The 18,384-nt window shown below is 62.4% G+C and carries 18 protein-coding genes; 3 read left to right on the forward strand and 15 right to left on the reverse strand.

All coding sequences use genetic code 11. The annotated features are described in order from the left end of the window. Window positions 1-28: 28 nt before the first annotated feature. The 3 genes from tig (at window position 29) to P9272_RS23295 (ending at window position 2,973) form a co-directional block, all read left to right on the forward strand. Window positions 29-1,519 (forward strand): trigger factor, encoded by a 1,491-nt coding sequence (tig, locus tag P9272_RS23285; protein ID WP_278162346.1) that lies wholly within the window; start codon window positions 29-31, stop codon window positions 1,517-1,519. 191 nt (window positions 1,520-1,710) lie between these two features. Next, entirely contained in the window at window positions 1,711-2,220 is a 510-nt protein-coding gene (locus P9272_RS23290) for a hypothetical protein (RefSeq protein ID WP_278162347.1), read from the forward strand. A 372-nt stretch (window positions 2,221-2,592) separates the two neighbouring features. Beyond that, window positions 2,593-2,973, forward strand: coding sequence for a cytochrome c family protein (locus P9272_RS23295; protein ID WP_278162348.1), 381 nt, complete (start codon window positions 2,593-2,595; stop codon window positions 2,971-2,973). 296 nt (window positions 2,974-3,269) lie between these two features. On the opposite strand, the gene P9272_RS23300 is transcribed toward P9272_RS23295, so the two are convergent. The 15 genes from P9272_RS23300 to map form a co-directional block, all read right to left on the reverse strand. Beyond that, window positions 3,270-3,668 (reverse strand): cytochrome C oxidase subunit IV family protein, encoded by a 399-nt coding sequence (locus P9272_RS23300; RefSeq protein WP_128257419.1) that lies wholly within the window; start codon window positions 3,666-3,668, stop codon window positions 3,270-3,272. A gap of 7 nt (window positions 3,669-3,675) precedes the next feature. Next, on the reverse strand, window positions 3,676-4,398 hold the full coding sequence (locus tag P9272_RS23305; RefSeq protein ID WP_278162349.1) for a heme-copper oxidase subunit III family protein: 723 nt from the start codon (window positions 4,396-4,398) through the stop codon (window positions 3,676-3,678). 10 nt (window positions 4,399-4,408) lie between these two features. Next, on the reverse strand, window positions 4,409-5,113 hold the full coding sequence (locus tag P9272_RS23310) for a cytochrome c oxidase subunit 3 (RefSeq protein WP_278162350.1): 705 nt from the start codon (window positions 5,111-5,113) through the stop codon (window positions 4,409-4,411). Next, the gene (ctaD, locus tag P9272_RS23315) at window positions 5,110-6,879 is read right to left on the reverse strand and encodes a cytochrome c oxidase subunit I (RefSeq protein ID WP_128257416.1); all 1,770 of its coding nucleotides are present in this window, start codon (window positions 6,877-6,879) and stop codon (window positions 5,110-5,112) included. Before ctaD ends, P9272_RS23310 begins: the two co-directional genes overlap by 4 nt. 17 nt (window positions 6,880-6,896) lie before the next feature. Further along, the gene (locus P9272_RS23320; protein WP_128257415.1) at window positions 6,897-7,784 is read right to left on the reverse strand and encodes a cytochrome c oxidase subunit II; all 888 of its coding nucleotides are present in this window, start codon (window positions 7,782-7,784) and stop codon (window positions 6,897-6,899) included. 214 nt (window positions 7,785-7,998) lie between these two features. After that, window positions 7,999-9,315, reverse strand: a complete 1,317-nt coding sequence (locus P9272_RS23325) for an ArgE/DapE family deacylase (RefSeq protein WP_278162351.1) — start codon at window positions 9,313-9,315, stop codon at window positions 7,999-8,001. Beyond that, window positions 9,315-10,274: an ABC transporter permease gene (locus P9272_RS23330; RefSeq protein ID WP_128257413.1), complete on the reverse strand. Its 960-nt coding sequence runs from the start codon at window positions 10,272-10,274 to the stop codon at window positions 9,315-9,317. Before P9272_RS23330 ends, P9272_RS23325 begins: the two co-directional genes overlap by 1 nt. Next, window positions 10,271-11,197 carry an ABC transporter permease gene (locus P9272_RS23335; protein ID WP_278162352.1) on the reverse strand — a complete coding sequence of 309 codons (927 nt, stop codon included), beginning with the start codon at window positions 11,195-11,197 and terminating at the stop codon, window positions 10,271-10,273. The genes P9272_RS23330 and P9272_RS23335 overlap by 4 nt, the downstream gene beginning before the upstream one ends. A 67-nt stretch (window positions 11,198-11,264) precedes the next feature. Next, window positions 11,265-12,251, reverse strand: coding sequence for an autoinducer 2 ABC transporter substrate-binding protein (locus P9272_RS23340; protein ID WP_128257412.1), 987 nt, complete (start codon window positions 12,249-12,251; stop codon window positions 11,265-11,267). Window positions 12,252-12,283: 32 nt separating this feature from the next. Then, window positions 12,284-13,054 (reverse strand): ATP-binding cassette domain-containing protein, encoded by a 771-nt coding sequence (locus P9272_RS23345; RefSeq protein WP_128257411.1) that lies wholly within the window; start codon window positions 13,052-13,054, stop codon window positions 12,284-12,286. Window positions 13,055-13,076: 22 nt separating this feature from the next. Continuing rightward, a complete protein-coding gene (locus tag P9272_RS23350; protein WP_278162353.1) occupies window positions 13,077-13,853 on the reverse strand; it encodes a glutamine amidotransferase in 777 nt (258 codons plus the stop codon). Window positions 13,854-13,921: 68 nt separating this feature from the next. Continuing rightward, on the reverse strand, window positions 13,922-15,100 hold the full coding sequence (locus P9272_RS23355) for a PfkB family carbohydrate kinase (protein WP_278162354.1): 1,179 nt from the start codon (window positions 15,098-15,100) through the stop codon (window positions 13,922-13,924). 267 nt (window positions 15,101-15,367) lie between these two features. Beyond that, the gene (gene radC, locus P9272_RS23360) at window positions 15,368-16,120 is read right to left on the reverse strand and encodes a DNA repair protein RadC (RefSeq protein WP_278162355.1); all 753 of its coding nucleotides are present in this window, start codon (window positions 16,118-16,120) and stop codon (window positions 15,368-15,370) included. A gap of 236 nt (window positions 16,121-16,356) precedes the next feature. Further along, window positions 16,357-17,043, reverse strand: a complete 687-nt coding sequence (locus tag P9272_RS23365) for an OmpW family protein (protein WP_128257407.1) — start codon at window positions 17,041-17,043, stop codon at window positions 16,357-16,359. Between the two features lie 440 nt (window positions 17,044-17,483). Beyond that, complete coding sequence (gene map / locus P9272_RS23370) at window positions 17,484-18,311, reverse strand: type I methionyl aminopeptidase (RefSeq protein ID WP_278162356.1); 828 nt, start codon at window positions 18,309-18,311, stop codon at window positions 17,484-17,486. Window positions 18,312-18,384 lie beyond the last annotated feature (73 nt).

The raw sequence follows: 18,384 nt of genomic DNA on the forward strand, positions 1-18,384 counted from the left end.
CCTCATTGTTGAAAACAAAGGTTCTAGGATGCAGGTCACCGAAACGCTCAACTCCGGTCTCAAGCGCGAGATCAAGATCACCGTGCCGGCCGGTGACATGGAAGCCAAGCTGATGGCGCGGCTGACCGATGCCCGCGACAAGGTGCGCATCAACGGCTTCCGCCCGGGCAAGGTGCCGGTGCAGCACCTGCGCAAGATGTACGGCAAGTCGTTCATGGCCGAGGTCGTCAACGAGATTCTCAACGACTCGACCCGCTCGATCATCACAGGGCGCGGCGAAAAGGCCGCCATGCAGCCCGAAGTGATCATGACCGAGGACGAGAAGGAGGCCGAGAAGATCCTGGCCGGCGGCGCCGATTTCGAATTCAGCCTCAACTACGAAGTCATCCCGGCGATCGAGATCAAGGATTTCTCCGATATCAAGGTGACGCGCCAGGTCTATGACGTGCCGGAATCGGAAGTCGACGATCAGGTGAAGCGCGTTGCCGAATCGTCGCGCAGCTACGAGCCGAAGACCGGCAAGGCCGCCGAGGGTGACCGTGTGAGCATCGATTATGTCGGCAAGATCGGCGGCGAGGCTTTCGCCGGCGGCGCCGGGACCGACCAGCCGCTCGTGCTTGGCTCCAAGGAGTTCATCCCGGGCTTCGAGGACCAGTTGATCGGCACGAAGGCCGGCGACGAGAAGCAGATCACCGTCACCTTCCCCGAAAACTACCAGGCGGCGCATCTGGCCGGCAAGGAAGCCACGTTCGACGTCACCGTCAAGGAAGTGTCGGCGCCCGGCGAGCTCGAAGTCAATGACGAGACGGCCAAGAATCTCGGCCTAGAATCGCTCGAGCGCCTGCGCGAGATCGTGCGCGGCCAGCTCGAGAACCAGTTCGGCTCGATGACTCGCCAGAAGGTGAAGCGCCAGCTGCTCGACCAGCTCGACGCATCCTACTCCTTCGAGGCGCCATCGAAGCTTGTCGAGGCCGAGTTCAACAATATCTGGGCTCAGGTCAATCGCGATCTCGAAGCCGCCGGCCGCACCTTCGCCGACGAAGAGACGACGGAGGAAGAGGCACGCGCCGAATATATGCGCCTTGCCGAGCGCCGCGTGCGTCTCGGTCTGGTGCTCGCCGAAATCGGCGAAAAGGCCGGCGTCACCGTGTCGGACGAGGAACTGCAGCGCGGCCTGTTCGAGCAGGTGCGCCGCTTCCCGGCCAACCAGCAGCAGGAAGCCTTCGAGTTCTATCGCAGCAATCCGGAAGCCATCAACGCGCTGCGCGCGCCGATGTTCGAGGAGAAGGTCGTCGATTATTTGCTCGGCCAGATCTCGGTCAATGACGTCAAGGTCGGCAAGGAAGAGCTGATGGCCGACGACGAGGAAGCCGAAACCGCGACCAAGGCGAAGCCGGCCAAGAAGGCCTCTTCGAAGAAGGCCGAAGTCAAGGCAGAGGCGGGCGAAGCCGCCGCCGAGGCGGAAGAGCCGAAGAAGAAGGCCGCGCCGAAGAAGAAAGCAGCCAAGGAAGCCGAGTAACAGGTTTCAACACCGCGATTTCGAAAGGCCGCCTCCGGGCGGCCTTTTTCATTGCGGGATGTTTCATTGTGGCGGCGCGGCAACACAGACAACTTGTCTTGATTGTCCGGTGCTGGCGATACCAAGCATTGAACATTATCTGCGCCTCATCGTATTCGCGGGCGTTTGGAGGCATCGGTGAGGCTGGGTCCATGATGAGAGACGTGGTCATTGCCGCGGCGCTCTTGTTGGCCGCGACGGTCGGCGTCGCGCGGGCTGAGCCGAATATGGGCAACTGGAGCGTCGGCTCCGGCAATGACGGCCAGATCACGGCGTCGCTCCATGCCAGCAACAAGCTGATCACTGGCGGCGGAGCCCTAGGCTACAGTCCGGTGCTTACGCTTGCTTGCCGGCCTGATGGCGAACCGCGCTGGAGCGAATGGCTCCAGCTCGACGACGCCGTCTCCGCCAGCCGCAAGATCACCATCTCCGTTGTTGTCGACGGCGGCAAAACCGATGAAAGCTGGTCGGTCGGCCCGCGCGGCAGAACTCTGGTCAGGGATGGGAACGACGGCATCAAGCGCCTGGTTTCGGCGAACCGGCTGACGCTGTCATGGCGCTTCGGCCTGCTGTCGGGGCGTGGTGAGGCGGATTTCGAGCTTGCCGGTCTTTCGGAAGCGATCGGTCAGCTTGCTGCGAGTTGCAACACCGATCCGCCTTGATCCCACCGCTTAAAGCGCGTCGCGCTGAAACGGAATCAGGCGCGGCGCTTTAAAAGATCTTTGTTTGATGGATGTCGTCATCCCAAAACCCTGCCCAGTTTTGGGCGACATGCATTAGAATAGGCTGTCCAGTTCGGCGGCCTTGTCACGCACCGAACAGCTTGCCGATGACGCCGAGCACCGCAGTGTACGGGCCTAAGCCTCGGCCAAAGCCGGCCTTTTCTATCCATTTGGACAATTCTGTGGTATGTAGGTGCCGCAATTCCACTGAAGAGCCCGGATCCTCCGCTCTAGCGTGCAGCGCCCGCAGGCGGGATTGGCGTGGTGCCGATCGTTCCGACGCAAAACGAGAACCATCAGGGAGGAAATGCGATGCGTACAATCGCGCTTTTCATCGTCTTGCCCGCTACCACCTTCTTCATAAGCCCATCGCAGGCGCAAGATGCTGCCGCGGGCGAGAAGGTCTTCACGAAGTGCAAGGTCTGCCACATTGCCGACCAGGACCAGAATAAGATCGGTCCGTCCCTGCACGGCGTCATCGGGCGTGTTGCCGGCACGCATCCCAACTTCACTTATTCCGCAGCGATGATCGCAGCTGGAAAATCCGGCGTCAAATGGGACGAGCCGACCCTGACGACCTACCTGCACGCCCCCCAGGCGATGGTCAAGGGGACAAAGATGACATTTCCCGGCCTCAAGGACGACAAGGACATAGCCAACGTCATCGCCTACCTGAAGCAGTTCTCCAAATAGGTCACCCTTCCGGGCACCGTCGCTGGTCGTCCTGCAATTGCGCTGTTGAAATGTCGCGCCCCCGTGCCGTTATGCCGGCAGCGTGAGGAATCCCAACAGCAGCAGAACAACTATGCCAAGGCCGAGTATGACAAGTGTCCGCGTGTCCATGACGTTCACCTTCGACCGGGCGGATGACCGAAAATCTGGATCGATTTTCGAAAAGGATCATAGGCCCATCAAAGCGGAACAGCGCCCTGCGCTTCCGAAAAAGGGCGCGCGACGCTGTAAGAGGATATCTCCTCGTTTTTACGCGATCAGGGGCCGGGTCCGAAAAACGCGATACGGGTCAGCAGCGTATAATCGGCTTCGAAAACCATCATGGTCACGAAGACCAGCACCAATATCGGCGGCAGGATGATCGCATACATCATCGCCAGCCGCTCCCAGGCCATGTGCATGAAGACGGCGACGATCAATCCCGCCTTGAGCATCATGAAGATCAGGATCAGCGACCATCTGAGATAGCCGTGGATGCCGAAATAGTCGACCAGGTAGGAGCATGTGCTGAGGATGAACAGCCACGCCCAGACCACCAGGTAGAGCTTGATCGGGTGCTCCTGGTGGGTGTCGGTGGTGGCGACGGCCGCCGCATCATGCCCATGGGTGGCGTGCAGCGCGTGTTGTCCGAGACCGTTTGCGGTTGCTTCAGCCATATCTGCCTCACCAAAGATAGAAAAAGGCGAAGATGAACACCCAGACCAGATCGACGAAGTGCCAGTAGAGGCCCATGATCTCGACATTCTCATAGCGGCCCCGGCGGCTGGTGAAGAAGCCGGGGCGCCCAGTGTCGAAGTCGCCACGCCAGACCTTTCGCGCCACGATGACCAGGAAGATCACGCCGATCGTGACATGGGTGCCGTGGAAGCCCGTGATCATGAAGAAGCATGAGCCGAACTGCGCTGCCCCCCAAGGATTGCCCCATGGCCGCACCCCTTCGGTGATCAGCTTGGTCCATTCGAAGGCCTGCATGCCGACGAATGTCGCGCCAAGTACTGCGGTCAAAAGCATCAATATCGCGGTTTTGCGACGATCGTGGCGGTAGCCGAAATTGACCGCCATGGCCATCGTTCCGCTGCTCGAGATCAGCACGAAAGTCATGATGGCGATCAGGATCAGCGGAATTTCCGAGCCGCCGATGCGAAGTGCAAAGACCTCACTTGGATTCGGCCACGGCACGCGCGTGGAAATGCGCGCGGTCATGTAGGAGAGCAGGAAGTATCCGAAGACGAATGTGTCGCTGAGCAGGAAGATCCACATCATGGCCTTGCCCCAGGACACGTTCTTGAAGGCCCGCTGGTCCGAGGCCCAATCGGCGGCGATGCCGCGCCAACCGGCGGGCCTGGGCTCCATCTGGCTGGTATGGGTCATGGTCGTCTCGGCCATCGCCGGTCTCCTAGGTCAGCAGCCGTTGGCAGATGTCGATGAAGGTCGCGGCCCAACCCGCCAGCAGGGCGAAGATGCAGAGCCAGACGAAAAGCAGGAAATGCCAGTACATGGCGCAGAGCTCGACGCTGAGTCGAAGCCGCTCTGGCCGCGCTCCATTCCAGGCGCCGATGCTCGTCCTTCCAAGTCCAACCAGACCGCCGAATATGTGCAGGCCATGCATGCCGGTGATCAGATAGAAGAAGCTGTTGGCCGGGTTGGATGCGAGCAGGTAGCCGTCCCCGGTCAGTTGCCGCCATGCCATCAACTGACCGACGAGAAAGGCAAGCGTCGTGAACCCCGCCGTGGCAAGGCCCAGCCGGACGTTGTCGATCTGGCCTTTGCGCGCGGCGACCACGGCACATTGCAGCGCGACGCTGCTTAGCACCAGCACGCCGGTGTTGAGCCAGAGCAGGCGCGGCAGCGGCAGCGGCTGCCAGTCGGGCAGCCCCATGCGCATGAAATAGGCGCTGGTGAACAGCGAAAACAGGCAACCGACGACGGCGAGGAAGACACCGAGGCCGATCTTGGCGGTGGGCAGCGCTGACCGGTCGAAACCGACGAAATCGCCGACAAGGCCTTGCTCCAACCAGGGCTTGGCCGTCAGCCGTTGGTGCGAAAGCCACCATCCGGCAAAGCCCGCGATCACCAGCAGAAAGACCAGGATGACGCTCATGCCGGCTCCCTCGAGGGGGCGAAGTCGCCCGGCACGTTCTGCGGGATGAAGTCCTCCTTGGCCCCCGGCACGCTGTAGTCATAGGCCCAGCGATAGACGATGGGCAGTTCCTTGCCGAAATTGCCGTGCGCCGGCGGCGTCTGCGGCGTCTGCCATTCGAGCGTCGTCGCCCGCCAGGGATTGCCGCCGGCCCCTCGGCCATGCCGGATGCTCCAGATCAGGTTGAACAGGAAGACCATCTGGGCGAAGCCGACTGTGAAGGCCATGATGCTGATGAACGAGTTCAGGTGACGAGCCGATTCCGTCATTATGGTCATGTCGGTGAGCTCGGCGTAACGCCGCGGAACGCCCATCAGGCCGAGATAATGCATGGGGAAGAAGATCAGGTACGCGCCGACGAAGGTCACCCAGAAGTGGAACTTGCCGAGCGTCTCGTCCAGCATCCTGCCGGTGACCTTCGGGTACCAGTGATAGATCGCGCCGAAGATCACCAGGATCGGCGCGACACCCATGACCATGTGGAAATGAGCGACCACGAACATGGTGTCCGACAGCGGCACGTCGACCACGACATTGCCGAGGAACAGTCCGGTCAAGCCTCCATTGACGAAGGTGACAATGAAGGCGAGCGCGAAAAGCATCGGCAGGGTGAGGTGAATATCGCCGCGCCAAAGCGTCAGCACCCAATTATAGACCTTGATCGCCGTCGGCACGGCAATGATCAGGGTCGTGGTCGCGAAGAAGAAGCCGAAATATGGGTTCATGCCGCTGACATACATGTGGTGCGCCCAGACAACGAAGCTCAGGGCGCCGATGGCGAGGATCGCCCAAACCATCATGCGGTAGCCGAAGATGTTCTTGCGCGCATGCGTGCTGATCAGGTCGGACACGATGCCGAAGGCCGGCAGGGCGACGATGTAGACCTCCGGGTGGCCGAAGAACCAGAACAGATGCTGGAACAGGATCGGGCTGCCGCCATTGTGCTGCAGCTGCGCTCCCATCTCGACAATCGCCGGCATGAAGAATGAGGTGCCGAGAACGCGGTCAAGCAGCATCATCACACAAGCGACAAACAGGGCCGGGAAAGCGAGCAGCGCCATGACGGTGGCGGTGAAGATGCCCCAGACGGTGAGCGGCAGGCGCATCAGGGTCATGCCGCGCGTGCGGCCCTGAAGCACCGTCACCACATAGTTGAGGCCGCCCATGGTGAAGCCGACAATGAACAGGATGAGCGAAGAGAGCATCAGGATGATGCCCCAGTCCTGTCCGCCGGGTGTGCCGGACATGATGGCCTGCGGCGGATAGAGCGTCCAGCCGGCGCCGGTCGGTCCGCCCGGCGCAAAGAAGCTGGACACCAGAACGAGCACGGCGAGGAGATAGACCCAGTAGCTCAGCATGTTGACATAGGGAAAGACCATGTCGCGGGCGCCGACCATCAGCGGGATGAGGTAGTTGCCGAAGCCGCCGAGGAAAAGCGCGGTGAGCAGATAGATCACCATGATCATGCCGTGCATGGTGATGAACTGGTAGTAAGCTTCCGGAGTGATGAAGTCGAATGTGCCGGGAAAGCCGAGCTGAAGGCGCATGAGCCAGGACAGAACCAGCGCCACCAGGCCGATCGCGGTTGCCGTTGCCGAGTACTGGACCGCTATGACCTTCGCGTCCTGCGAGAAGACATATTTCGTCCACCAGCTGTGCGGATGGTAGAGTTCCACCTCCCCAACTTCGGCGGGCGGAATGGCATCTGCGGGTGTGACGTCGACCATTGGAGCACCTCCGTGCCCTATTGTGCGGACCTCGAAAGTTTCGAGTTTGCCGCGACGCCCAGACTGGACGCGATTATCTTTCCCGGCGGCTGGTTCGCTGAGCCCGATTGCGGGGGCGCCGACAATTGCGCGAAAGTCTGCTGCTGGCCGAGCCAGGCCAGATAATCCTGCTCGGTGTCGACCACGACCACGCCATGCATCAGCGGGTGCCCTTGGCCGCATAGTTCAGCGCACAGGACCTGGAAGGTCCCGGTCCTGATCGGGGTGAACCAGAAATAGGTCACCGAGCCGGGGATCATGTCCATCTTGGCGCGGAATTCCGGGATATAGAAATCATGCAGCACGTCGATCGAACGCAGCAGCACCTTGACCGGCTTGCCGACCGGCAGATGAAGATCGGCGGCTTCGACCAGGACATCATCCTGACCGTTCGGATCCTTGGGGGCGACGCCCAACGGATTGTCAGCAGTGACGTCGCGGGTGTCGGAAGTGCCGAGCTTGCCGTCCTTGCCCGGCAAACGGAAGCTCCACTGCCATTGCTGAGCGACGACTTCGATTTCGGTCGCATCGCTTGGCACCGTGACGAAGCGGCTCCAGACGAATAGTCCAGGAACCAGCAAGGCGGTGACGCCGAACGCGGTGACGATCATCAGCCACGATTCGAGGCGCTTGTTCTCGGGTTCGTATGTGGCGCGATTGCCCTCCCGGTGCCGGAAGCGGAAAACACAATAAGCCATGAACAGGACGACAGCGGCAAAGACGATGCCGGTGATCCAAAAGCTGATGATGATGGTGTGGTCGATGTAGTCCCAGTTCGAGGCAATGGGCGTCCACCACCATGGGCTCAGGAAGTGGAACAACACCGAGCCCACAACGATCAAAACGAGTACAAGCACGACGGCCATGTCCCGTTCCTCCGGCATTCCAAACGCGCGAAGCGTCCTAGAATGCCAAGCGCATCATGCTCGTTTTTCGGCAGAAATTCCAGAGCCGACTATCTGATTGGCAAAATGTTGCTCTTTACGCCCGGTTTTTTCGGGATGCGGGCGGCGGCTGTCAGGTGGCCGGAACGCCATGCCAGCGCGATCGCTATGTCTTTGGATCACGCTTCAGCTTGCTCTAGCGGCACCATTTCTCCACGGCAATCGCAATTGCCTTCGTGCAATCGACAAGGTCGCGCACCGAAACGCGCTCATTGGGCTGATGCGCCTGAGCCGGGTCGCCAGGGCCGAAATTGACGGTCGGCGTGTTGCCGAGGCCTGTCGGCAGGCCGATGTCGCTATGCGCGCCGAAGCCGCTCAGCACCGGCGACAGATTGGCATCCTTCACGGCTTCCTGGAAGACGCTCACAAACGGACTGTCGGCGGGGATTTCGGCGCAGTCGGCATCAAGAATCCATTCGACGCGGGCAGGGTGCAGGCGCAGATAAGGGTCTGCCTGGCAGACATTGGCGATATGCTCTTCGATCTCGCGCTTGACGTTGCCGCCCAGCCTGAATTCGTCATGCTCGCTCGGCAGGTACTGCGCGTCGATGATGATCTCGCCGCGGCCAGCCATGGAGGAGGGATGCTCGCCGGCATTGATCTGGGTGACGATGATCTGGTTGGGCAGCTCCATCAGTGGATGGTTCTTTTTCGGGTCGAACATCCAGCGCCGGTTGAGGATGTCGATGCCGTCGAGGAGCTGCCGGCAGAGCTGCACGGCATCGACAGGGCCGCTCGAATACCAGGCGTTCGGCGTCAGCTCGGCATGGCCGCCTATGCCGTCGATGATGATCCTGCCCCAGAGTATGCCGTGGCAGAGCGGTGCGATCTTGTTTGCCGTCGGCTCGGTCATGATGCCGGCGTCGGCGCGAAAGCCGCGATCGACCATGGCCAGCGACCCCATGCCGCCGATCTCCTCGTCGACGACGGTGGTGAAGACGATGTCTCCGGAAAGCGGGATGCCAAGCCCCTTCAGGATATCGACAGCCATCAGCATGCAGGCGACGCCGCCCTTCATGTCGACTGTGCCACGGCCGTGCAGGAAGCCGTCCTTCAGCACCGGCTGGAACGGATCGGTTGCCCAGTGTCCGGCGGCGCCTGGCGGCACAACGTCGATATGGCCGGTCAGCATGATCGAGCGGCCGCCGCCCGTGCCCTTCAGCACGCCGCCCAGATTGGGCCGGCCCTCAAAGGTCCTGCCCTTGTTGGCGCCGGCGCGTCCTTTGTATTTTTCATAAAGCGCCGGGCCGTCCGGATCCCACAGGTCGGTCGTGAAGCCGAGCGCCTCCAGGCGCTTTTGCAGATAGAGCTGGCAATCGCGCTCGCCTGGGCCGGCCTCCTTCGGATTGGATTTCACGATCGAGGGGAAGGCGACGAGATCGCTCAGCGTCTCGACGATGCGATCGGCCGCTGCCTCGACGCGCGTGGCGATGGTCTCTTCCATGGAAGGCATTAGGATCTCCAACGTTGGGAAAGCCGGTCGGCAAGAAGGACGAACACCAGAAGGGCGCCGACGATCCCCACCTGCCAGACCGTGTTGATGTTCAGTTGCAGCAGGCCGGTCTTGAGCGTGACCAGGAGCAGCACGGCCGCGAACACGCCGCCGACGCCGCCGCGCCCGCCAGTGATGGCGATGCCGCCAAGCATCGCGGCGGTCAGCGATTCCAGCTCGAGGTTCTGGCCGATATTGGGCCTGCCGCTGCCGAGCCAGGCGAGCGAAACCAGGCCGGCGGCGCCGGCGAGCGCGCCGCTCAGGGCGTAGAGGATGAAGCGCACGCGATCGACTGGAATGCCGACCAGCCTGGCCGAGCGTTCGTTGAAGCCCATCGCGTAGATCCAGCGCCCCCAGGCCGTCGCCATCAGCGCAAGGCTGGCCAGCGCGAAGCAGGGGATGGCCAGGGTGAGGAAGGGCAGGGGAATGCCGGCGACGACACCGCGCCCCCACACAAGCAGCCATCCTGGCACGCCCGACTGGGCCGCGCCGCCCGTGACGGCAAGCGCTACGCCGGAATAGACGAAGAAGGTGCCGAGCGTAGCGATGAAGGGCAGCAGCGCCAGGCCGTTCACCAGCAATCCGTTGAGGGCGCCGAGCGCTGCGCCGGCCAGGATGCAGACGGCCGGCAGCAGGACCGGCGGCAAGCCCAGTTTGAGCGACAGCATGGCGATGATGGCGGAGAGCGAAACCGCGCCGCCGACCGATAGGTCTATGCCTGTGCCGCCGGCCAGGATGACCATCCCCTGTCCGAGGCCGACCAGCGCCAGGATGGTCGAGAACTGAAGAATGGTAGTTACGGTGCCGAGATTGAAGACGGAAGGCTTGAGCGCCAGCAGGCCGACAATCACGATCAGCCACAGCGCGCACAGCAAAGCCAGGATCAGGGCCGGGCCCTGCAGGTTCCGAAGCGTTCTCATGCGCGGGCTCGCTGGAACCGGGTAAGTGGCAGGCGATTGGAGACCGCTTCGAAGCCGAGCACACCGATGATCAGCACGCCGGTGACGACCGGCTGCCAAAGCGAGGGGACACCGATGAGAAGCAGGCCATTCTGGAGGATTCTGAGCAGGAGCACGCCAAGCACCGTGCCGAGCAGGCTGCAGCGGCCGCCCAATATGCTTGTGCCGCCGAGAATGACCGCGGCGATGGCATCCAGCGCCGAGGTGCTGCCGATCGACATTTCAACGTTGCGGTAGGTTGCGACATAGAAGGTGGCGGCAATGCCGGTCAGGACGCCGCTGATGACAAAGGTCAGGAATCTGACCTTGATCACCGGAATTCCCGAAAGCCGCGCCTTTTCTTCCGAATTGCCGATCGCCAGCAGATGCAAACCATAGGGCGTGCGCCGCAGTGCCAGCCAGACAGTCAGATAGGCAACGGCGATCACCAGGGCCGGCACGGGGATGCCGAGCACGGTGGTTGCCAGCAGATCGGTGAGGCTCGAGGGCAGACCGGAAAGCCATTGCCCGCCAAGCAGCGCAAACACGGCGGTGCGGTAGACGCCGAGCAAGCCAAGCGTTCCGACGATTGCCGGAACGCGGCCCAGGACGACGACGGCGGCCGTCACGCAGCCCAGCAGCGCACCGACCAGCGGGCCCGCGACAAGCGCCACGTACGGGCTGCCATCGGCGCCAAGAATGCGGCCGATGGCGATGGCCGCGAGGCCCATGACGATGCCGATCGAGACATCGATGCCGCCCATGGCGAGCAGCAAGGTCATGCCGAGGCCGATCAGCAGCAGCTCGACGCTGTTGCGCAGCACGGTGACCGCGTTGCCCGGGGTCGCGTAGTGCGGCGATGCGACAGAGAAGATGGCGATCGCCAGCAAACAAGCGACAAGCAAAGACCACTCCCGCCCGTTCATGGAGAAGACACCGGTTCCAGACTGCCGCACCGCGCTCACGCCAGGCTCAGAAGTTGAACTTGTCGACATTGTCCTTGGTGAAGACGGCCGGCGGCCCGAGCAGCAGGATGCCCTTGGCGGCATCATAGGTGGCGGGCTTGTCCAGGCCGGCAATCTTGTTCTCGGCCTCGAAGCTCTTGCCGTCGATGAGCTGCTTGCCGGCCCAGACCGTCAGGTAGCCGAGCTGTTCGGGGTCCCACAGCACGGTGAAGCCGAAGGCGCCGCTCTTCAGATAGGAGCGGGCGGTGTTCGGGCTGCAGTACCCCGTGCCGATGACCGAGCCGATCTTGCCGGCGGTCTCGATCGCCTGGGCAACGCCCGGGCAGGTCGAGGATGCGACGGCGATGATGGCCTTGATGTCAGGGTTGGCGGCCATGAGGTCGCCGGAGATCTGCGCGGCGCGCTCCGCAGTGCCGCCGGCAAATTGCGGGGCGAGCAGCTTCAGCTTGGGATATTTGGCGGCGGCTTCCTTCTGCATGAAGCCGATCCAGGCGTTGAGGTTGGACGCGGTCGCCTCGCCGGAGACGATGCCGATCGTGGCGTCTTCGCCGACGCGCTTGACTAGTTCGTCAATGATCGTTGTGCCGAGACCCTCGTCTGTCGCCTGCGCCACATAGACCGCACGGCCGCTGTCGGGCGCATCGCTGTCGCTGGTGAACAGTTTGACGCCCTTGGCCTTGGCGCTCTCCACCACCGGGGCGATGCTCGAAGCATCGAGAACGGAGACCGAGACCGCTTCGACGCCTTGATCGATCAGGTTCTGCACGATCTGCAACTGGTCGACCGGGTTGGTGTCGACCGGACCGGAATAGACGAAATCGACGCCGAGATCCTTGGCGGCTCGGTTGCCGCCGGCCTCCATGGCATTGAAGTAGGGAATGCCGATAAGCTGCGGGACGAAGGCGACCTTGTGCTTGTCTGCCGCATGCCCCGCCGTCGCGGCGACCAACGACAGCGCGGAGGCCGCGAGCACTTTCCTGAGTTGTGAAAGCATTGTGTGTGATCCTCTCTGGAATGACGTGCGTTTCAGTTTGTTTTTTCGAGCGCCCGCACGTCGGGATGGGCGCCTGTTATGAGCGAAACGACTTCCTCGTGATTGGTCTCGGTCGCCAGCCGTTCGGCCACCTTGCGGCCGCGCCGGAACACGACGATCCGGTCGGCAACCTCGAAGACTTCGGAAATGTTGTGGCTGATCAGCACAACCGCGCAGCCGCGGCCGGCAAGGCGCCGCGTCAGCGCCAGCACCTTGCGGGTCTCGGCGACGGCAAGGGCGGCCGTCGGTTCATCCATGATGACCAGCCGGGCGTTGAGATTGAGCGCCCGACAGATGGCGACGGCCTGGCGCTGGCCGCCCGACAGGCTGCCGACCGGGGCCTCGGGATCGGAAATATGGGCGTCGAGTTCCTGCAGAAGCCCGTCGACGCGCTGGCGCATCTCGGCGCGTTTCAGGAAAGGGATGCCAAAAATGGAGCGTTTCAATTCGCGGCCGAGGAAGACATTTTCGGCGATCGAAAGGTTCTCCGAAAGCGCCAGTTCCTGGAAGATCGTCGCGATCCCGGATGCCGCCGCATCCTTCGGCGAGGAGAATGCGACGGCGTTGCCTTCGATGAGAAGTTCGCCGTCGCTCGGCGGATGGGCGCCCGCCAGGATCTTGATGAAAGTCGATTTGCCGGCGCCGTTGTCGCCGAGCAGCGCCAGCACTTCGCCGGAGCGGATCTCCAGGTCGACATCGGCAAGGGCGGTCAGCGCGCCGAAGCGCTTGGCGATGTTCCTGGCGACGAGAAATGGTGCCGTCATGACGGTCTCTCCGGCATTCGTGCTAGACGGCCTTGCTGACCCAGCGCAGCACGTTCGTCCAAAGCCGGGCATAGCCCGGCCATTCGACGAAGCCGTTCGGCAGCCAGTGCGGGCCGATGTCGGACGTCCAGACCAGGGTGCGCCCCTCGCCATGGCGTCCGGTGACCAGCAGCGGATGGCCGCCCTGGTCCTGCGGCAGCCGGGCCAGGACCTCGACATCATCGCGGTCGCGGGCGATGACCTCGTTGGCGCCGAGCAGGATCGGCCATTCGCCCTCGATACCGGCAAAGAGCGCATGATCGCTGAGGCCGGTGATCTCGGGCCGGAAGCCCTCGGGAATCTCGAGCCGGTCGTCATTGGGAAGGCAGGTCACCGGCAGCGCCTCCTCGACGGCCGTGCGGTGCCAGCGGGCCTTGCCGTCGATACCCTGGAAGCTGAAATAGCCGCCGATCATGACCAGGCCGCCACCGGCCTGTGTCCAGTCGCGCAGCAGCTTGAGTCGGTTGGGCACGGTCTTGCCGTGCAGCCAAACATCGGGATGCAAAAGCAACGAGTTGGCGCCGATATCGGAGAGCACGATCGCCTTGTATTGCGACAGGCCCTCCAGGGTGAAAGGGAGCTTATCGACGGCCTCGTGGGCCGGCATGTATTCGAGATCGAACTCGCTGTCCTTCAAGGCGTTGACCAGGGGCGTGGCGCCGAGATGGAAGGTAACGCTGCCGAACTGGTCAAAGCCCTTGTAATGGGTGGCGGAACTCATCCAGCTCTCGCCGACCAGAAGGACTTTCGTTTTCGCCATGACCCATGTTCTCCCGATATTGCCTGGTGGTTGCTCACCGGATGCCCTCGGCCCGGTAAGCTGTTGATCTAGCTGGCCATCACGTCGCTCGCGGCGGCGGTGGCTTTCAGTGTCGCGAAATCGGCGATGTAGCCTTGCGCGCCCTCGACCGTGGTCGTCAGGCTGGCGCCGACCGCGGCGTAGCGGGCAGCGGTCTCCAGCGATGCGCCATGCAGCCAGAGGCTGAGGAAGATGCCGGCGAAGCTGTCGCCGGCGCCGGTCGCGTCCACCCGGTTGACGGGCAGCGCGGGCACCTCGATCTGCGGCCCGCCGGTTGCCGGAAAGACCACCGCGCCGAACTCGCCCAAGGTAAGCACGACCGTTCCGCGCGGCTTGATGCGCGACAGCATGAGGCGGACCTCTTCGATCATGGTCGCCATGCGCGTGCGAAATCCGTAGATCTCCCTGATCATCACGTCGTTGATGAAGGTCAGGTCGATCTGCCTGACCATCTGCGCGAAGATTTCAGGCGTGCGCGCGCTGCTGGGCAGGCCGGCAGAATGCAGGCTCACCTTCCAGCCGGCCTGGTGAAAGCGCGCGATGGATGCTGTCATCGTCTCGTAATGGAAACCTTCAATGTGAAGGCAGGCGGGTCGCTTTTCGGGTTGGATGTCGAGGTTGGCGGTGAGATCGACTTCGCCCAGCTCGAAAGGCTCGCTGATGATGGTGCGGCTGCCGTTGCGCTCGATAATGACGATCGCCTGCGAGAGCCGGTTGTTGGGCGTGCTGCGGATGGGCAAAGTATGCACGCCCAGCTTGGAAAGCTCGCCTAGCGCCCAGTCGCTCTCGGCGTCCTTGCCGACCGCCGTCGCCAGCTCGACGTCAAGCGCATAAGGCGCCCCGACGCCGGCGGCGGCAACCGCGAGATTGGCGGCGGGGCCGCCGAGCGCCTTGTCGATATGGCTGGCCGTGATCCGGTCGTCGCGATGAGGTAGCACCTCGACGCGGCAGAGGAAGTCGATGCTCACCCGCCCGGCGACGAGAAGCCTGGGCAGATGGTCGAGATTCTTCGGCCGCTGCGGCGCACGACCGGGCAGGGAGCGCGCAAACGAGCTCGGCCGGTACATCAAGGCGGCGATCGCCTTCTCGATCCGGTCCCGCGTGCCTTGTCTGAGCCCGGCCGTGCCATTGATGAAATTCGACACCGTGCCGATGGAGACACCGGCGGTTCGTGCGACATCCGCGATGGTCGGGCGTCTGCGTTGCAAAGGCGTGATCCGATTGAAGCGTTTCAAAACGCTAGCAGTGGATGTGAAAGGCCTCAACGAAATTATCTTCCAAAGAGGCATCGGTTGTCCTTTGTAGATAGAAGATTGATCCGTGAGAGGGCCGTCACGGGGATCATTCGTTGCGCACTTGAAGTATTTTCAAATCCAGCCTTTTTGCGCCTTGTGCGACAGGCCGTGCCATTCATCGTCAGACGGCAGTTCGATCCGCCGGCAGTTTGCAAGCCGCGGCAGATGTCAGGCAGCCGATCAGATCAGCAGCAGGCCTTTCATCGAGGCGTTGCCCTTGCGGCCGATGATGATGTGGTCATGCACAGCGATGCCAAGGGGCTTCGCCGTATCGATGATCTGCTTGGTCATCTCGATGTCCGCGCGGGAGGGTGTGGGATCTCCCGAAGGATGGTTGTGGACCAGGATGACGGCGCTGGCGGAGAGCTCCAGCGCGCGCTTCACCACCTCGCGCGGATAGACCGGCGTATGGTCGACGGTGCCAGTCTGCTGCACCTCGTCAGCGATCAGCCCGTTCTTCTTGTCGAGGAACAGGATACGGAACTGCTCACGCGTTTCGAAGGCCATGGCGGAGCGGCAATAGTCGAGCAGTTGCGTCCAGTTGGACAGCACCTCGCGACCGCGCACCTCGCCGCGCGCCATGCGCTGGGCCGTCGCGGCGATGACTTTTAGATCGATTGCAACGGTCGGCCCGATGCCTTTGACTTCCTCGAGCAGCGAAGGCGGCGCGCCGAGGACTTCGGCCAGCGAACCGAAACGAGCGATCAGCGCCTTGGCGATCGGCTTGGTGTCGACGCGCGGGATCAGCCGGAAAAGCAGCAGCTCAAGCAGTTCATAGTCGGGCAGGGCGTCCGGCCCGCCCGTCGCAAAGCGTTCGCGCAGACGATCGCGATGGCCATGATAGTGCGGCTTTTCGGCCGGCGCGGCCTTGGTGGGCCGCCGGACGGGCAGCTCCGCGAAAAATCCCCTCTCGTCGTCGCTGGTTTCCCCCATGGCCGCCCGCTCTTGGCCGGAAAGGCCCGGCAGAGCGAAACTGTAAGGCGACGGGCCGGGCGCAGTCGAGTTCTTTTCGGCGCGAGCGCGAAAATCCTGCATCGATCATGGCGACGGTGCGCGTGTGCTCCAACCGTGATTTCGAGGGCTCGCGTGCTCGCGGTGTGAGGAGGGTACAAGAAGGCATCCTCCTCATGGCTATTCAAATGTAGGCAGCCGGCTTTCGTCCCGCCTTGTCAGAAGCGGTAGGTGACGCCCGTGCCAATTAGCCAGGGGTTGAGCTTGGCCTTGCCCGTCAAGTTCGTGCCGCCGACCGTGACGTCGAATTTCGGCTCCAGAAAGAGCTTCTTGACGTCGAAATTGACGCCCCAATGCTGATCCAGCATGTAATCGAACCCGACCTGCAAGGCGCCTCCGAATGTATTCTTGACATGGAGAGCTTCGGCGCTGCCGGTATCCTGATTGTAGAAGATCGTGTAGTTCACGCCAGCGCCGACATAGGGCTTGAAGGCGCCGAAATCGGTAAAGTGGTATTGCAGCGTGAGCGTCGGCGGCAGCACCCAGACCTTGCCGATCTTGCCCAGCCCGCTGATCGTCCCCTCGCCGTAGATATTGGCGTAGGTGGTGCCGAGAATGAGCTCGGCAGCGAGGTTGTCGGTGAAGTAGTAGGAAATGTCCAATTCCGGCGTCACGGTATCGGAATAGGAAAGGTCGGAACCGGGGATTCCATTCACGTTGCCCTTATTGTCCGTGATCACGCCCAAGGCGCGCAGGCGAACCTGCCAGGGGCCGGATGCTGCTACAGGCGGCTCGTTCTGTGTCACGGATTGTATGTCCGCCGCCATGGCCTGCTGCATCCCTGCCGCGACAATCGCTGCGGCAACTGCGATCCCCCGCCACTGCCCAACCCAGTTTCTCACCATAATATCTCTCCATGGAATTCGAATGTGGTGCGCTGCAGCAATGACAGCCCTGGAGAGATGGCCGGTTGATCCAGGTCAATGGTCGGAGGAAGTCATTGGAGCTGCGTTCAATCCGGCGTCGCATGTAACAAAAATGCTACATGCCGATCACCATGGTCGCTGTTCGGAACGACTCGAAGGAAAGGCCCCTAACGGGACCTGTGATGCTGCAGATCGCCCCGGCCGCTCTTCGTCGCGCGCCAGATGCCTTTCGCGACTTGAAGGCGCCACGGGGTTCGATTCTCGGGGACGAACGTCAAGCGAGCGCCTAAAGCGCGTCGCGATCTTTCAGATTCGCTCCATGCGCTTTAGGTTTTTTGATTTTACGCATGTCTTTATCCCGAAACCGGTTCCCACTTTCGGGAGACATGCTTTAGCCGGGAAGGCCGGCGGCAAGAAAGCTAGGCCGGCAGGCCGGGACGGTCGAGCTTTTTCGGCGATAGCGTGAAGATCTCGCAGCCGGTGTCGGTGACGCCGATCGTGTGCTCGTACTGCGCCGACAGCGAGCGGTCGCGCGTGACCGCGGTCCAGCCGTCCGACAGTACCTTCACATGCGGGCGGCCGAGATTGATCATCGGCTCGACGGTGAAGATCATGCCGGGCCGCATCTCGACGCCTTCATTGATGGTGCCGTAATGCAGGATGTTCGGCGCGTCGTGGAAAAGTTGGCCGACGCCGTGGCCGCAGAAATCGCGCACCACCGAGCAGCGCTCGGCCTCGGCGTAGGTCTGGATCGCGGCGCCGATGGCGCCGGTGCGGGCGCCGGGCTTGATCGCGGCGATGCCGCGCATCAGGCATTCATAGGTCACCTCAAGCAGGCGCTCGGCTGCGCGTTTGATCGTGCCCACCGGATACATGCGGGAGGAATCGCCATGCCAGCCGTCGAGGATGTAAGTGACGTCGATGTTGACGATGTCACCTTCCTTCAGCGGCTTGTTGTCGGGAATGCCGTGGCAAACGACGTGGTTGATCGAGGTGCAGGACGATTTGGTGTAGCCGCGATAATTGAGCGTCGCCGGCAATGCGCCATGGTCCATGCCGAATTCGAAAACGAAGCGATCGATCGCTTCCGTCGTCACGCCGGGCTTCACCATCGGCACCAGCTCGTCGAGACAGCGCGCGGTGAGATCGCAGGCCTTGCGCATGCCGGCAAAACCTTCCTCGCCATAGAGGCGGATCTGGCCGGTGTTTCGAAGGGGGGCCGTGGAGGCGTCGAGATAGGTAACCATTTTAGTCCGTTTGCCGGCGTTGGCTCCAAAGGGAGCCGAGTGCCAAAATCTGTCCCAGATTTGGCACCGGAAG

Origin of the sequence: Mesorhizobium sp. WSM4976, from assembly GCF_029625685.1 — a bacterium.
Taxonomy (GTDB): domain Bacteria; phylum Pseudomonadota; class Alphaproteobacteria; order Rhizobiales; family Rhizobiaceae; genus Mesorhizobium.

Coding starts and splice junctions, on each gene's coding strand:
- tig (WP_278162346.1), top strand. CDS start 29: ATGCAGGTCACCGAAACGCTCAACTCCGGTCTCAAGCGCGAGATCAAG.
- P9272_RS23290 (WP_278162347.1), top strand. CDS start 1,711: ATGATGAGAGACGTGGTCATTGCCGCGGCGCTCTTGTTGGCCGCGACG.
- P9272_RS23295 (WP_278162348.1), top strand. CDS start 2,593: ATGCGTACAATCGCGCTTTTCATCGTCTTGCCCGCTACCACCTTCTTC.
- P9272_RS23300 (WP_128257419.1), bottom strand. CDS start 3,668: ATGGCTGAAGCAACCGCAAACGGTCTCGGACAACACGCGCTGCACGCC.
- P9272_RS23305 (WP_278162349.1), bottom strand. CDS start 4,398: ATGGCCGAGACGACCATGACCCATACCAGCCAGATGGAGCCCAGGCCC.
- P9272_RS23310 (WP_278162350.1), bottom strand. CDS start 5,113: ATGAGCGTCATCCTGGTCTTTCTGCTGGTGATCGCGGGCTTTGCCGGA.
- ctaD (WP_128257416.1), bottom strand. CDS start 6,879: ATGGTCGACGTCACACCCGCAGATGCCATTCCGCCCGCCGAAGTTGGG.
- P9272_RS23320 (WP_128257415.1), bottom strand. CDS start 7,784: ATGGCCGTCGTGCTTGTACTCGTTTTGATCGTTGTGGGCTCGGTGTTG.
- P9272_RS23325 (WP_278162351.1), bottom strand. CDS start 9,315: ATGCCTTCCATGGAAGAGACCATCGCCACGCGCGTCGAGGCAGCGGCC.
- P9272_RS23330 (WP_128257413.1), bottom strand. CDS start 10,274: ATGAGAACGCTTCGGAACCTGCAGGGCCCGGCCCTGATCCTGGCTTTG.
- P9272_RS23340 (WP_128257412.1), bottom strand. CDS start 12,251: ATGCTTTCACAACTCAGGAAAGTGCTCGCGGCCTCCGCGCTGTCGTTG.
- P9272_RS23345 (WP_128257411.1), bottom strand. CDS start 13,054: ATGACGGCACCATTTCTCGTCGCCAGGAACATCGCCAAGCGCTTCGGC.
- P9272_RS23350 (WP_278162353.1), bottom strand. CDS start 13,853: ATGGCGAAAACGAAAGTCCTTCTGGTCGGCGAGAGCTGGATGAGTTCC.
- radC (WP_278162355.1), bottom strand. CDS start 16,120: ATGGGGGAAACCAGCGACGACGAGAGGGGATTTTTCGCGGAGCTGCCC.
- P9272_RS23365 (WP_128257407.1), bottom strand. CDS start 17,043: ATGGTGAGAAACTGGGTTGGGCAGTGGCGGGGGATCGCAGTTGCCGCA.
- map (WP_278162356.1), bottom strand. CDS start 18,311: ATGGTTACCTATCTCGACGCCTCCACGGCCCCCCTTCGAAACACCGGC.